The sequence below is a fragment of the Streptomyces sp. NPDC056128 genome (assembly GCF_042263835.1).
Lineage (GTDB): Bacteria > Actinomycetota > Actinomycetes > Streptomycetales > Streptomycetaceae > Streptomyces.
This window is the reverse complement of the sequence record NZ_JBHJVQ010000002.1, coordinates 353,083-366,897: the sequence shown is the minus strand read 5'-3', so window position 1 is coordinate 366,897 and position 13,815 is coordinate 353,083. Positions and strand designations below refer to the sequence as shown.

At 72.1% G+C, this 13,815-nt stretch carries 14 protein-coding genes; 10 read left to right on the top strand and 4 right to left on the bottom strand.

All coding sequences use genetic code 11. The features are described from left to right. Positions 1-99 precede the first annotated feature (99 nt). The 7 genes from ACFC1X_RS05590 to ACFC1X_RS05560 all read left to right on the top strand — a co-directional run bounded on the left by ACFC1X_RS05590 (position 100) and on the right by ACFC1X_RS05560 (position 6,219). On the top strand, positions 100-1,170 hold the full coding sequence (locus tag ACFC1X_RS05590) for a M4 family metallopeptidase (RefSeq protein ID WP_376349013.1): 1,071 nt from the start codon (positions 100-102) through the stop codon (positions 1,168-1,170). Positions 1,171-1,191: 21 nt separating this feature from the next. Then, on the top strand, positions 1,192-1,458 hold the full coding sequence (locus ACFC1X_RS05585) for a protealysin inhibitor emfourin (RefSeq protein ID WP_376349011.1): 267 nt from the start codon (positions 1,192-1,194) through the stop codon (positions 1,456-1,458). A gap of 64 nt (positions 1,459-1,522) precedes the next feature. Then, positions 1,523-2,866 carry a GH1 family beta-glucosidase gene (locus ACFC1X_RS05580; RefSeq protein WP_376349010.1) on the top strand — a complete coding sequence of 448 codons (1,344 nt, stop codon included), beginning with the start codon at positions 1,523-1,525 and terminating at the stop codon, positions 2,864-2,866. Positions 2,867-2,972: 106 nt separating this feature from the next. Next, positions 2,973-4,052, top strand: a complete 1,080-nt coding sequence (locus ACFC1X_RS05575) for a PhoH family protein (RefSeq protein WP_234954544.1) — start codon at positions 2,973-2,975, stop codon at positions 4,050-4,052. 12 nt (positions 4,053-4,064) lie between these two features. Beyond that, positions 4,065-4,562, top strand: a complete 498-nt coding sequence (gene ybeY / locus ACFC1X_RS05570) for an rRNA maturation RNase YbeY (protein ID WP_161329487.1) — start codon at positions 4,065-4,067, stop codon at positions 4,560-4,562. After that, positions 4,559-5,863, top strand: coding sequence for a hemolysin family protein (locus tag ACFC1X_RS05565; protein WP_376349007.1), 1,305 nt, complete (start codon positions 4,559-4,561; stop codon positions 5,861-5,863). The genes ybeY and ACFC1X_RS05565 overlap by 4 nt, the downstream gene beginning before the upstream one ends. Next, complete coding sequence (locus tag ACFC1X_RS05560) at positions 5,860-6,219, top strand: MmcQ/YjbR family DNA-binding protein (RefSeq protein ID WP_376349005.1); 360 nt, start codon at positions 5,860-5,862, stop codon at positions 6,217-6,219. Before ACFC1X_RS05565 ends, ACFC1X_RS05560 begins: the two co-directional genes overlap by 4 nt. Here ACFC1X_RS05560 and ACFC1X_RS05555 read toward each other — a convergent pair. After that, entirely contained in the window at positions 6,181-7,641 is a 1,461-nt protein-coding gene (locus ACFC1X_RS05555; protein WP_376349004.1) for an MFS transporter, read from the bottom strand. The two genes, ACFC1X_RS05560 and ACFC1X_RS05555, sit on opposite strands and share 39 nt — an antisense overlap. Before the next feature lie 102 nt (positions 7,642-7,743). On the opposite strand from ACFC1X_RS05555, the gene ACFC1X_RS05550 reads away from it, so the two are divergent. The 3 genes from ACFC1X_RS05550 to era all read left to right on the top strand — a co-directional run bounded on the left by ACFC1X_RS05550 (position 7,744) and on the right by era (position 10,049). Further along, on the top strand, positions 7,744-8,631 hold the full coding sequence (locus tag ACFC1X_RS05550; protein ID WP_376349776.1) for a helix-turn-helix transcriptional regulator: 888 nt from the start codon (positions 7,744-7,746) through the stop codon (positions 8,629-8,631). A 49-nt stretch (positions 8,632-8,680) separates the two neighbouring features. Then, entirely contained in the window at positions 8,681-9,034 is a 354-nt protein-coding gene (locus tag ACFC1X_RS05545) for a cytidine deaminase (protein WP_376349002.1), read from the top strand. Between the two features lie 61 nt (positions 9,035-9,095). Next, positions 9,096-10,049 (top strand): GTPase Era, encoded by a 954-nt coding sequence (era, locus tag ACFC1X_RS05540; protein ID WP_161341751.1) that lies wholly within the window; start codon positions 9,096-9,098, stop codon positions 10,047-10,049. A gap of 18 nt (positions 10,050-10,067) precedes the next feature. Here the strand turns inward: era and ACFC1X_RS05535 are convergent, their stop codons facing one another. The 3 genes from ACFC1X_RS05535 to ACFC1X_RS05525 form a co-directional block, all read right to left on the bottom strand. After that, the gene (locus tag ACFC1X_RS05535) at positions 10,068-11,201 is read right to left on the bottom strand and encodes a carbohydrate kinase family protein (protein ID WP_376349775.1); all 1,134 of its coding nucleotides are present in this window, start codon (positions 11,199-11,201) and stop codon (positions 10,068-10,070) included. A 117-nt stretch (positions 11,202-11,318) separates the two neighbouring features. Beyond that, positions 11,319-12,614 (bottom strand): glucarate dehydratase family protein, encoded by a 1,296-nt coding sequence (locus tag ACFC1X_RS05530; protein WP_376349000.1) that lies wholly within the window; start codon positions 12,612-12,614, stop codon positions 11,319-11,321. 190 nt (positions 12,615-12,804) lie between these two features. Continuing rightward, positions 12,805-13,803, bottom strand: coding sequence for an adenosine deaminase (locus ACFC1X_RS05525; RefSeq protein ID WP_376348999.1), 999 nt, complete (start codon positions 13,801-13,803; stop codon positions 12,805-12,807). Positions 13,804-13,815: the final 12 nt, after the last annotated feature.

The window sequence follows — 13,815 nt, the reverse complement described above, 5'->3', positions numbered from 1 at the left end:
ACCACTTGTCGGCGTTCGCGGGGTCGTCTTGGTACCGCTTTTCACCAATCGTGGTTGCGGGTGGTGACACCGTCGTCACGCAGTGCAAAGGTGCCGGACATGACGACCTACGGGGGCTTCGAGCCCGTCTTCTGCACCATCGTGCCGCCCCACGTCCTCGACCGGCTGGCCCAGCACGCCGACCCGGTGCTCTCCGGACCGGCCCGCCGCACCCTCCAGCGCGACGCCTTCGAGCGCACCCACCGCCAGCTGACCACGGTCATCGGCGCCGCCACGATCGCCCCGCGCGCCGGTGCCGAGGCCGGGAAGCCGCACCGCACGATCTTCGACGCCCGGCACGGCACCGACCTGCCCGGCAAGAAGGTGCGCACCGAGGGTGAGGAGCCCGGCCGGGACGCCACCGTGAACCGCGCCTACGCGGGCCTGGGCGCCACCTTCGAGCACTTCCTCAAGGTGTACCGGCGCGACTCCATCGACGGCGCCGGACTGCCGCTGGACGCGACCGTGCACTACGACCGCGAGTACAACAACGCGTTCTGGAACGGCGAGCAGATGGTCTTCGGCGACGGGGACGGGGAGATCTTCCTCGACTTCACCATCGCCCTGGACGTGATCGGCCACGAGCTGACCCACGGCGTCACCCAGCACACCGCCAACCTGACCTACTACGGCCAGCCGGGTGCCCTGAACGAGTCGGTCTCGGACGTCTTCGGGGCCCTCATCAAGCAGTACTCGCTCGGCCAGACCGCCGCCGAGGCCGACTGGCTGATCGGCGCCGGACTGCTCGCCCCGCGCGTGACGGGCGTGGCCCTGCGCTCCATGAAGGCGCCGGGCACGGCGTACGACGACGACGTGCTCGGCAAGGACCCGCAGCCCGCGACGATGGACGACTTCGTCCGCACCGGCCGCGACAACGGCGGCGTGCACATCAACTCCGGCATCCCCAACCACGCCTTCCACCTGCTCGCCACCGCGCTCGGCGGGCACGCCTGGGAGCGGGCCGGGCAGATCTGGTACGACGTGCTGACCGGCGGCGAGCTGGCCCAGGACGCGCTGTTCGCGGACTTCGCCACGCTCACCCTGAAGGCCGCCCGGGAGCGCTACGGGGACGCCGAGGAACTGGAGGCGGTGCGCAAGGCCTGGGAGCAGGTCGGGGTGCGCACGCTGTAGTTCCGTACTAGACACGGTTGCATGCGGATTTTGGTGAGGCGCACAGGAGGCTTCGCGGGCATCGAACGCCACGCGGAGGTCGATACGGCACAGCGCCCCGACGCGGCCGAGTGGCACGCGCTGGCCGAGCGGGCGTGCGCCGACGGCCGGGACACGCCCCCGGTCGGGGTCCCGGACGGGTTCAGCTACCAGATCACCGTGGACGGGAAGACGGTGTACGCCGCCGATCCCCGGCTGACGGACGAGCAGCGCAGGCTGATCTCCCGGGTGCTGAAGGAGGGTGCGTAGCGCGGAACGCCGTTGCCGTGCGGGGGCGTTGACTTCCCGCGCGGGGGATGCGGATGATCCGCGCATGGCGACGAACCCGGTACCCCGGTTCCCGGACGGCTTCCTGTGGGGCGTGTCGACCTCGGCACACCAGATCGAGGGCGCGGCCGGCCTGCGCGAGCGCTCCGTGTGGGACGACTTCACGGACCGGCCGGGGCGGGTGAAGGACGGCTCGACGGCGGCGGTGGCCTGCGACCACTACCACCGCCACCGCGAGGACGTGGCGCTGCTCGCGGACCTCGGCGTGGACGCGTACCGCTTCTCGGTCTCCTGGCCCCGGGTGAACTCTCCCGGCGGCCTCGACTTCTACGACCGCCTGGTGGACGACCTGTGCGCGGCGGGCGTCCGGCCGGTGCCGACGCTCTTCCACTGGGACCTGCCGGCCGGTCTGGACTGGCTGGAGCGGGACACGGCCGCCCGGTTCGCCGCGTACGTGTCGGTCGTCGCGGGGCGGCTGGGCGACCGGGTCGGCAAGTGGATCACCCTCAACGAGCCCGCCGAGCACACCCTGCTCGGCCACGCCCTCGGCACCCACGCCCCCGGCCGCACGCTGCTCTTCGACGCCCTGCCGGTCGCCCACCACCAGCTCCTCGCGCACGGTCTGGCGGTACGGGCGCTGCGCGCGGCGGGCGCCACGGACGTCGGCATCGCCAATTCGCACGGGCCCACCTGGCCCGCCTCGGACGACCCGGCCGACCGGGAGGCGGCGGACCTGTACGACGTCCTGCTGAACCGGATGTTCAGCGACCCGCTGCTGACCGGGCGGTACCCGGAGGGCATCGGCGAGCTGATGCCGGGAGACGTGACGGCCGACCTGGAGGTCGTCGCGGAGCCGCTGGACTTCTACGGCGTGAACTACTACGCGCCGGCCCGGGTGGGTGCCCCGCTGGGCACCGAGACCGCGTCCGGCGGGGTGACCCTCCCGGCCGAACTGCCCTTCTCGCTGCGCGCCGTCGAGGGCCGGCCGCTGACGGACTTCGGCTGGCCGGTCGTCCCCGAGGGGCTGACGGAGCTGCTCACCGGCCTGCGCGACCGCTACGGCGACCGGCTCCCGCCCGTAGTCATCACCGAGAACGGCTGCTCCTACGAGGGCCTGGACGACCAGGACCGCATCGCCTACCTCGACGGGCACGTCCGCGCCCTGCACCGGGCCGTCGAGGCGGGGGTGGACGTGCGCGGCTACTTCGTGTGGTCGCTGCTGGACAACTTCGAGTGGGCCGAGGGGTACGCCCGCCGGTTCGGACTGGTCCACGTGGACTTCACGACGCTGGAGCGCACGCCCAAGGCGTCGTACGGGTGGTTCCGGGACCTGGTCCGCGAGGGGCGGCGGGGCGGGCGGCCGGGCGCCGCCGGACGGCCGCCCATATAAAAACCTCGGCGCTGTCGGCGGGGAGTCGTACGCTGGAGGCAGCAGACCACACCCGTCACGCGGCACGCGCCGCAGAGGAGGACGAGCAGGCCTAGAGCGCCGGCCCATGACTCAGACACCCTCAGCCCACACCCCCGCGCAGGGGCAGGCGAGAGCACAGATCAGCGTCCCCGCCCAGCACCCCATGGTGACCGTCCTGGGCTCCGGAGACTCCCTCCTGCGCGTGATCGAGAAGGCCTTCCCGGCGGCCGACATCCATGTCCGGGGCAATGAGATCAGCGCCGTCGGCGACACCCACGAGGTCGCCCTCATTCAGCGCGTTTTCGACGAGATGATGCTGGTGCTCCGCACGGGGCAGCCGATGACGGAGGACGCAGTGGAACGCTCGATCGCCATGCTCAAGGCGAGCGAGAACGGGGAGAGCGACGGCCAGGAGACCCCTGCCGAGGTGCTCACGCAGAACATCCTGTCCTCGCGCGGCCGCACGATCCGCCCCAAGACGCTGAACCAGAAGCGGTACGTCGACGCGATCGACAAGCACACCGTCGTCTTCGGCATCGGCCCGGCGGGCACCGGCAAGACCTACCTGGCGATGGCGAAGGCCGTGCAGGCCCTCCAGTCCAAGCAGGTCAACCGCATCATCCTGACCCGTCCGGCGGTCGAGGCCGGCGAGCGGCTCGGGTTCCTGCCGGGCACGCTCTACGAGAAGATCGACCCGTATCTGCGCCCGTTGTACGACGCGCTGCACGACATGCTCGACCCCGACTCGATCCCGCGTCTGATGGCGGCCGGGACGATCGAGGTCGCGCCGCTGGCGTACATGCGCGGCCGCACGCTGAACGACGCGTTCATCATCCTGGACGAGGCCCAGAACACCAGCCCCGAGCAGATGAAGATGTTCCTCACCCGCCTCGGCTTCGAGTCGAAGATCGTGATCACGGGTGACGTGACGCAGGTCGACCTGCCCGGCGGCACCAAGTCGGGTCTGCGGCAGGTCCAGGAGATCCTGGACGGTGTCGAGGACGTCCACTTCTCCCGGCTCACGTCGCACGACGTGGTCCGGCACAAGCTGGTGGGCCGTATCGTCGACGCCTACGAGTTGTACGACAGCCGGAACGGCACCGAGAACGGCTCCCACAAGGGCGGCCACGCTCCGCGGAACGGTGCCAAGGCCAAGGGGAAGTAGACCAGCACGACCATGTCGATCGACGTCAACAACGAGTCCGGAACCGAGGTCGACGAGCAGGCGATCCTCGACATCGCCCGCTACGCGCTCGCGCGGATGCGCATCCACCCGCTCTCCGAGCTCTCGGTGATCGTCGTGGACGACGGCGCCATGGAGCAGCTGCACATCCAGTGGATGGACCTGCCCGGTCCGACGGACGTGATGTCCTTCCCGATGGACGAGCTGCGCCCGCCCGCCAAGGAGGAGGACGAGCCGCCGCAGGGGCTGCTCGGCGACATCGTGCTCTGCCCGGAGGTCGCCGCCAAGCAGGGCACCGAGGCGCCGACGCAGCACTCCATGGACGAGGAGCTCCAGCTCCTGACCGTCCACGGGGTGCTGCACCTGCTGGGCTACGACCACGAGGAGCCGGACGAGAAGGCCGAGATGTTCGGTCTCCAGGCCGCCATCGTGGACGGCTGGCGTGCGGAGCGGGGCCTGACCGGCCCGTCTCCGGCCCCGACCGTCTCATGAGCCTCCCCCTGGTCGCGGGCGCCGTGGCCCTGGTCGTGGTCGCCTGGCTCGCCGCCTGCGCGGAGGCGGGCCTGGCGCGCGTCTCCAGCTTCCGGGCCGAGGAGGCGGTACGGTCCGGGCGGCGCGGCGGCGAGAAGCTCGCCAAGGTCGCCGGGGACCCGACGCGCTATCTCAACGTGGCGCTGCTGGTCCGCGTCGCCTGCGAGATGGCGGCCGCGGCGCTGGTCGCGTACGCCTGCCTGCAGGAGTTCGCCAACACCACCGAGGCCCTGCTGATCGCCATCGCGGTGATGGTGCTCGTCTCGTACGTCGCCGTCGGGGTCTCCCCGCGCACCATCGGCCGCCAGCACCCGCTGAACACGGCGACGGCCGCGGCGTACGTGCTGGTGCCGCTGGCCCGGATCATGGGCCCGATCCCGTCGCTGCTGATCCTCATCGGCAACGCGCTCACCCCCGGCAAGGGCTTCCGCCGCGGCCCCTTCGCCTCCGAGGCGGAGCTGCGCGCGCTGGTCGACTACGCCGAGAAGGAGTCCCTGATCGAGGCCGAGGAGCGCCGCATGGTGCACTCGGTGTTCGAGCTGGGCGACACCCTCGTCCGCGAGGTCATGGTCCCGCGCACCGACCTCGTGGTGATCGAGCGCTACAAGACCATCCGGCAGGCGCTCACCCTCGCCCTGCGCTCGGGTTTCTCGCGGATCCCGGTCACCGGGGACAGCGAGGACGACATCGTCGGCATCGTGTACCTGAAGGACCTGGTCCGCCGGACGCACATCAGCCGGGAGGCGGAGAGCGACCTGGTCTCCACCGCGATGCGCCCGGCGACCTTCGTGCCCGACACCAAGAACGCCGGTGACCTGCTGCGCGAGATGCAGAAGGAGCGCAGCCACGTCGCCGTCGTCATCGACGAGTACGGCGGCACGGCCGGCATCGTCACCATCGAGGACATCCTGGAGGAGATCGTCGGCGAGATCACCGACGAGTACGACCGGGAGCTGCCGCCGGTCGAGGAGCTGGGCGGGGACCGCTTCCGGGTCACCGCGCGCCTCGACATCGGCGACCTGGGCGAGCTGTACGGCCTGGAGGCGTTCGACGACGAGGACGTGGAGACGGTGGGCGGTCTGCTGGCGAAGGCGCTGGGCAGGGTGCCGATCGCCGGCGCCTCCTCGATCGTCGAGCTGCCCGACGGGCGGGAACTGCGGCTGACCGCGGAGGCCGCGGCGGGCCGCCGGAACAAGATCGTGACGGTGCTGGCGGAGCCGGTGGGCGCCGCGGAGGCCCCGAAGGAGGCGGCGGCGGAGTGAGTCCCGAGGAGCTGCGCGACTTCTGCCTGTCCTTCAACGCCTCGGTGGAGGACTTCCCCTTCAACCCGGAGACCTCGGTCTTCAAGGTGCTGGGGAAGATGTTCGCGCTGTCCTCGCTGGACGGACGCCCGCTCACGGTCAACCTCAAGTGCGACCCGGACGACGCGCTCCGGCTGCGGGGCGAGCATCCGGGCCTGATCGTCCCCGGCTATCACATGAACAAACGGCACTGGAACACGGTGACCGCCGACGGCGGACTCCCGGACCGCGTCGTCCGGGAGCTGGTCGAGGACTCGTACGACCTGGTGGTCGCGGGTCTACCGCGCGCGGACCGCCTCCGCCTCGACCGTCCCTGAGCCCGCCGGCCGCCGGGTCCGCAGTCCGGCCGCGACCAGCACCGCCGTCGCCAGCACGATCGCCGCGTCCAGCAGCAGCACCGTGTGCACGCCGGACTCCAGGTCCGCCGAGGTGGTGGCCAGGACGCCCAGCAGCGGGACGCCGACGGTCATGCCGACCTGCTGCGTGGAGGTGACCAGGCCGGTCGCCAGGCCCTGCTCCTCGTCGGGGACGCCCGAGGTGACCGTCAGGCCGTAGGAGATGATCGCGCCCAGGTGGCACATGCTGGCCAGGGAGACGGCCGCGGTGGCCAGCCACACCGACCCGCCGCCGTCCCCGAGCCCGAGCAGCGACAGGCCCAGCAGGCCCTGCCCGGCAAGTGAGCCGGCCAGGGTGCGGCGGGCGCCGAAGCGGTTGATCACGCGCGGGGCGTACGAGCCGGCCACCACCGACAGGACACCCTGCACGCCGAAGACGAGGCCGGTCTCGAAGGCGCTCAGGCCCAGGACCTCCTGGAGGTACAGGGTGAGCACGAAGACCACGGTCGACATCATCGAGAAGGTGACCAGTCCGCCCACGTTGCCCCACGCGACCGTGCGGCGGCGCAGCATCGGCAGGGAGACCAGCGGAGCTGCGGTGCGGGACTCGACGACGCCGAAGGCCGTGAGCAGCAGCAGGCCCGCGCCGAGGGTGACCAGGACGTCGGCGCGGCCGAAGCCGTGTTCGGCGGCCGTGGACAGGGCGTAGATCAGGGAGAGCAGGCCGCCGGTGACGGTGACCGCACCGGGGACGTCCAGGCGGGGGCGGTCCGGGGTCCGCGACTCGGGCAGCAGGCCCGGGGCGAGCGGCAGCACGATCACGGCGAAGAGGGCGAGCAGGCCCATCGTCGAGCGCCAGCCGAGCAGATCGGTCAGAACGCCGCCGGCCACCATGCCGACCGTGAAGCCCAGCGAGAGCAGGGTGCCGGAGATGCCGAGGGCGCGGGCGCGCGCCGGGCCCTCCGGGAAGGTCGTCGTCAGCAGGGACATGCCGGTCGGCACGATGGCCGCCGCGCCGAGGCCCTGGAGGGCGCGTCCGGCGAGGAACGAGGCCGGGTCCCAGGCGAAGGTCGCCAGCAGGGAGGCGGCGGCGAAGAGCGCGAGGCCGGCGAGGAAGAGCCGGCGGCGCCCGTACAGGTCGCCCATGCGGCCGAAGAGCAGCAGGAACCCGCCGGACGGCAGCGCGAACGCCGTGACCGCCCACTGGAGGGCGGAGGGGCTCATGCCGAGGTCCGGGCCGAGGACGGGCAGCGCGACGTTCAGAACGGAGAAGTCGAGCGCGACCATGAACTGGGCCGCGCAGAGCACGAACAGGACGAGCCGGTCGCGGGACGAGAGCCGGGCGGACGCGGCCGGGGCCACGTCGGTGGGCGGGGTTGTGGTCGGGGTGGTGTCGATCGCCATGGCAAGCAGCCTGCGGGTGCCGGAATAGACGTGGGGAGCGACCAGTTGTCCTGGTGGTGGCACCACCAGCATGACGACAGGGGGAGTACGGACGTGCCGGACATGATCGTGCGGTCCGAGGCGGGGTCGGGCCGGGGCCGGCGCCGCAGTGAGCTGCGCGAGTTCCTGATGAGCCGGCGGGCCCGGGTCTCCCCGGCCGAGGCGGGCCTGCCGGACGGCGGGGCGCGGCGCCGGACACCGGGGCTGCGCCGCGAGGAGGTGGCGGTGCTCGCCGGGGTGGGCGCCTCCTGGTACCAGTGGCTGGAGCAGGGCCGGGACATCTCCGTCTCGCCGCAGGTCCTGGACGCGGTCGGCCGGGTGCTGCGGCTCACCAACGCCGAGCGCCGGCACCTATACATGCTGGCGGGGCTGAACCCGCCCGCGGCCGAGGTGGAGCCGGCGAAGCGGGACATGTGCGACGGGCTGCGGCGGCTGATCGACACGTGGATGCCGTACCCGGCGCACATCATGGACCGGTACTACAACTGCGTGATGTACAACGACGCGGCGGCGACGGTGCTGGGCATGCGGCCGGGCAGGGCGTGGAACTGCATCGTCGACTTCTTCACCGATCCGCTGTACCGGGCACGGGCCCTCAGCTGGCGAGAAAACGCGCGCACGGTCGTCGCCCAGTTCCGCGCCGCCTGCGCGGCCAGCCCCGACGACGAGGGTTTCCAGCAGGTGCTCGCGGAGCTGACGGCGGCCAGTGACGAGTTCGCGGCGCTGTGGGAGGAGCGGGACATCGAGGACGCCGGGCAGATCCGCAAGGAGCTTGAGCATCCGCTGGTGGGGCTGCTCAACCTGGAGTCGACGGCCCTGAAGGTGCCCGCGCGGCCGGATCTGACGATCGTGCTGCACACGCCGCTGGACGAGGTGAACAGCGCGGCGAAGCTGGAGTGGCTGGCCTCGCCGGAGGGCCGGCGCGGGGCGATGTACCCGGTGGCGGGTTGAGCGGGCGGGCGGCTGGGACGTGTACGACCGGGCTACGTATGCTCCATCCATGACCGAGACTCCCGCCCTCGACCCCGAGGACCGCAAGATCGTCACCCTGGCCCGTTCCGCTCGGGCCCGCAACGGTGTGCCCGAGGGGGCGGCCGTGCGCGACGAGACCGGACGCACCTACGTCGCCGGGACCGTGGCCCTGGACTCGCTGAAGCTGAGCGCACTGCGTACGGCGGTGGCGATGGCGGTGGCGTCCGGCGCGAAGTCCCTGGAGGCGGCGGCCGTGGTGACCGAGGCGGAGTCGGCGTCGGCGGAGGACCGGGCGGCGGTACGGGACCTGGGCGGTCCCGGGACGCCGGTGCTGGTCGCCTCGCCGGACGGGACGGTCCGCGACACGGTGAGCGCGGGCTGAGGACGGCCCTGCCGACGACCTTGGTACGGCGGGGCTCCGGGGATCAGGGACAATGGGCGCCATGAGCGTTCGTACCCAGTCATCCGAAGAACCGGCCGAGACTGTTCACCGGGCCGGCTTCGCCTGCTTCGTGGGCCGCCCCAACGCGGGCAAGTCCACCCTCACGAACGCTCTGGTCGGGCAGAAGGTGGCGATCACCTCGAACCGTCCGCAGACCACGCGGCACACCGTGCGGGGCATCGTGCACCGCGAGGAGGCCCAGCTGATCCTGGTGGACACCCCTGGGCTGCACAAGCCGCGCACGCTGCTGGGCGAGCGGCTGAACGACGTGGTGCGCACGACGTGGGCCGAGGTGGACGTCATCGGTTTCTGTCTGCCGGCCAACGAGAAGCTGGGCCCCGGTGACCGCTTCATCGCCAAGGAGCTGGCGGGGATCCGGAAGACGCCGAAGGTCGCGATCGTCACGAAGACCGACCTGGTGGACGGCAAGACCCTGGCCGAGCAGCTGATCGCGATCGACCGGCTCGGCGAGGAACTGGGCATCACCTGGGCGGAGATCGTCCCGGTGTCGGCCACCGGGAACAAGCAGGTGGACCTGCTCGCGGACCTGCTGACCCCGCTGCTGCCCGAGGGCCCCGCGCTCTACCCCGAGGGCGACCTCACCGACGAGCCCGAGCAGGTCATGGTCGCCGAGCTGATCCGGGAGGCCGCGCTGGAGGGCGTACGGGACGAGCTGCCGCACTCCATCGCGGTGGTCGTCGAGGAGATGCTCCCGCGCGAGGACCGCCCCGCCGACAAGCCGCTCCTGGACATCCACGCCAACGTTTTCATCGAACGCCCCAGCCAGAAGGGCATCATCATCGGCCCCAAGGGCAAGCGCCTGAAGGACGTCGGCATCAAGTCCCGCAAACAGATCGAGGCCCTCCTCGGCACGCCCGTCTTCCTCGATCTCCACGTGAAGGTCGCGAAGGACTGGCAGCGCGACCCCAAGCAGCTGCGGCGGCTGGGGTTCTGAGCGGGCGGGCTCGGGCGGTCAGGACGGGGGGCGGAAGCCGATCGTCGGGACGGCTCGGCGCAGGGGCCAGGCGGCGGGTGGGTCGTCGGGGAGCAGGGCGGCGAGGAACGCGTAGCGGCGCAGGGCCGTGGGGTTCTGGCCCTGGACCGACTGGACCTTGCGCCACCAGGTGGCGATCTCGCCCCAGCCGGGCGCCGACAGGGAGCCGCCGAACTCCTGGACGGAGAGGGCGGCGGTCAGGCCCGCGAAGGCGAGCCGGTCGGCCAGGGGCCAGCCGGCCAGCGTGCCGGTGACGAACCCGGCCACGAAGACGTCCCCCGCACCGGTCGGGTCCAGGGCCTCCACCTCGATGGCCGGGACCTCGGCGCTCTCCCCCGTCCGCCGGTCCACCGCGTACGCGCCCTCCGCGCCGAGGGTGACCACGGCGAGCGGCACGTGCTCGGTCAGGGCGTGCGCCGCGGCGCGCGGGCAGGTGGCGCCGGTGTAGCGCATGGCCTCCTCCGCGTTGGGCAGGAAGGCCTCGCAGTGCGCCAGGTCGGACAGCCCGGCCAGGTCCCAGGCGCCGGTGTCGTCCCAGCCGACGTCGGCGAAAACGCGGGTGCCGCGGGCGGCGGCCTGGGCGATCCAGGGGGCGCTCACGCCGGGCGTGAGGGAGGCGACGGCGGCGCGCGCACGCGGCGGGCAGTCGGGGGACGGCTCCTCCGGCGGCGGCTCGTGGCCGTGGGAGACCATCGTGCGCTCCCCCTCGTACGCCATCGAGACCGTCACCGGCGAGTGCCAGCCCGGAACGGTGCGCGAGGAGCCGAGGTCGATGCCCTCGCCCTGGGCCAGGGCGTCCCAGCAGTAGTCGCCGTAGTGGTCGTCGCCGAAGGCCGCGGCGAGCGAGGTGCGCAGGCCGAGGCGGGCCAGCGCGGTCGCCATGTTGGCGATGCCGCCGGGGCTCGACCCCATCCCGCGGGCCCAGGACTCGGTCCCGCGCACCGGTGCGGAGTCGAGCCCGGTGAAGACGACGTCGAGGAAGACGGTGCCGGTCAGATACACGTCCCAGGGCGGGTCCTGCGGGCCGCGCAGCGCGGCGAGCGGATCAACCCTGGACCGGCGGTGCGATTCCTCGTCCTGGGCGTGGCGATGTGTTCTCGCGTCGGCCGGCATGGCGGGCATGGCAGGCACGTCGGACGCGGTGGACACGGTGGACGCTGTCACGGTGCGCTCCCTGGCATGGTGCGGATCCCGCCAGTGTGCACCACGCCACCGACAATCCCCGGTGCCCTACCAGCGCGGCACGGACGGGGTGGCCCAGTCCGGGTCGGCCACCCGCATCGCGGCGGCGTCGTCGCGGTCGCGCAGGGTGCCGTCGTCGTCGAGCCAGCGCCGGTGCAGGAACGCGAGGCGGTCGCGGTCGAGTTCGACACCGAGGCCGGGGGCGTCGGAGACGGTGACGCGGCCGCCGTCGAAGACGAGCCGTTCGGTGAGCACGTCCTCGGACTGCCAGGGGTAGTGGGAGTCGCAGGCGTGGTGCAGGTTCGGGACGGTGGCCGCGACGTGGGTCATGGCGGCGAGGCTGATCCCGAGGTGGGTGTTGGAGTGCATGGACACGCCGACGCCGAAGGTCCGGCAGACGGCGGCGAGCTGCTGGGTGTTGCGCAGCCCGCCCCAGTAGTGGTGGTCGGAGAGCACGACCTGGACGGCGCCCTTGGTGAACGCCTCCTGGATCTCGGCGAACGTCGTCACACACATGTTGGTGGCGAGCGGCACCCCGGTCTTCGCGGCGACCTCGGCCATGGCCGGCGTGCCGAGCGCGGGGTCCTCCAGGTACTCCAGGACGTCCCCGAGTTCCTCGGCGACCCGGAGCGAGGTCTCCACGGACCAGGCGCCGTTGGGGTCCAGGCGCAGCGGATGTCCGGGGAAGGCGGCGGCGAGCGCCCTGATCGCGGCGATCTCCTCGTCGGGCGGGAAGACACCGCCCTTGAGCTTGAAGGAGGTGAAGCCGTACCGCTCGGTGAAGGCGCGGGCCTGTGCGACCACGCCGGCCGGGTCGACGGCGGCGCCCCAGTCGTCCCGTTCGGCGGCGACGCCCTCGGGGTGGGCGGCCCACTTGTAGAACAGGTAGGCGCTGTACTCGACGGAGTCGCGGACCTTGCCGCCCAGCAGCGCGTGCACGGGCAGGCCGAGCGCCTTGCCGAGGGCGTCCAGGCAGGCGACCTCGAAGCCGGAGACGACGGACAGGCGCAGCTTGTCGGCGGTCTGGACGCCGCGCAGCCCGCCGACGTCGACCTGGGCGGAGACCCGGGAGCCGTCGACGGCGACCTCGTCGGCGGCGTTGAACAGGCCGTTCAGGTCACTGACCTGACGGCCGACCAGCTTCTCGGCGAAGGGCCGGGCCAGTTCCAGGTATTTGGCGTCGCCGTAGGTCTCGCCGATGCCGGTGACCCCGTCGGCGGTCTCGACCTCGATGATCAGACGGGGGGTGTACGGCTGATGCACGCCCTGCGTGTTGAGCAGCGGAGGGTCCGCCACGAGGATCGGCGTGAGGTGGACGGCCGTGATGGTGAGGTCGGCGGTCACGGGGCGGCTCCTGGGAGGTCGAGTCCGGCGGCGAACGGGGTCGTCTCCATATGTAGACGCAATCCACATATAGAGATCGAGATTAGAGAGCCGACCCCGAGGCGTCAATGGTGCGGCCGACCGGTGCGATGCCGCCGCGTCACCCGGCGGGGCGCGTCACCCGGTGGGGCGCGTCACCCGGTGGGGCGCGTCACCCGGTGGGGAAGGTGTACTCCGCCACCTCGGCCAGACAGCGCGCCCGCAGTTCCTCGTCGTCCTCCAGGAAGGAGGCGAGGAACGAGTTGCGGGCCAGTTCCCGCAGCCGCTCCTCGGTGAGGCCGAGGGCCAGGCGCACGGCGTCGAAGTTGTCGCCCGCGTAGCCGCCGAAGTAGGCCGGGTCGTCGGAGTTGACGGTGCACATGAGGCCCGCGTCGAGCATCGCCGGCAGGGGGTGGTCGGCGAGGGTGTCGACCGTGCGCAGCCGGACGTTGGAGAGCGGGCACAGGGTCAGCGGGACGCGGTCGCGCACCAGCCGCGCCACCAGCGCCGGGTCCTCCAGCGAGCGCAGCCCGTGGTCGACGCGCTCGACGCCCAGGACGTCCAGGGCCTCGGTGACGTACTCCGGCGGCCCTTCCTCGCCCGCGTGCGCGACCCGGCGCAGCCCGAGCGCGGCGGCGGCCTCGTACACCTCGCGGAACTTGACCGGCGGGTGACCCACCTCGGCGGAGTCCAGGCCGACGCCGGTGATGCGGTCGAGGTACGGCCCCGCGGCATCCAGGGTCCGCATCGCCGACTCGGCGGACTCGTCGCGCAGGAAGCACATGATCAGCCGGGTGGAGACACCGTGGTTCTCCCGGCTGCGGCCCAGCGCCCGCCACAGCCCCTCCACGACCGTGCCCATCTCCACGCCCCGGGCGAGGTGGGCCTGCGGGTCGAAGAAGATCTCCGCGTGCCGGACGCCCTGCGCGGCGGCGCGGGCGAGGTAGGCGTTGGCGAGGTCCTCGAAGTCCCGCTCGGTGCGCAGGACGGCCATCAGTTCGTAGTACAGGTTCAGGAAGGACTGGAGGTCCTCGAACCGGTACGCCTCGCGCAGCGCGTCCTCGTCGGCGTACGGCAGGGGCACGCTGTTGCGGGCGGCCAGCTCGAAGGCCAGCTCCGGCTCCAGGGTGCCTTCGATGTGGAGGTGCAGTTCAGCTTTGGGCAGGGACATCAGAGCATCGTA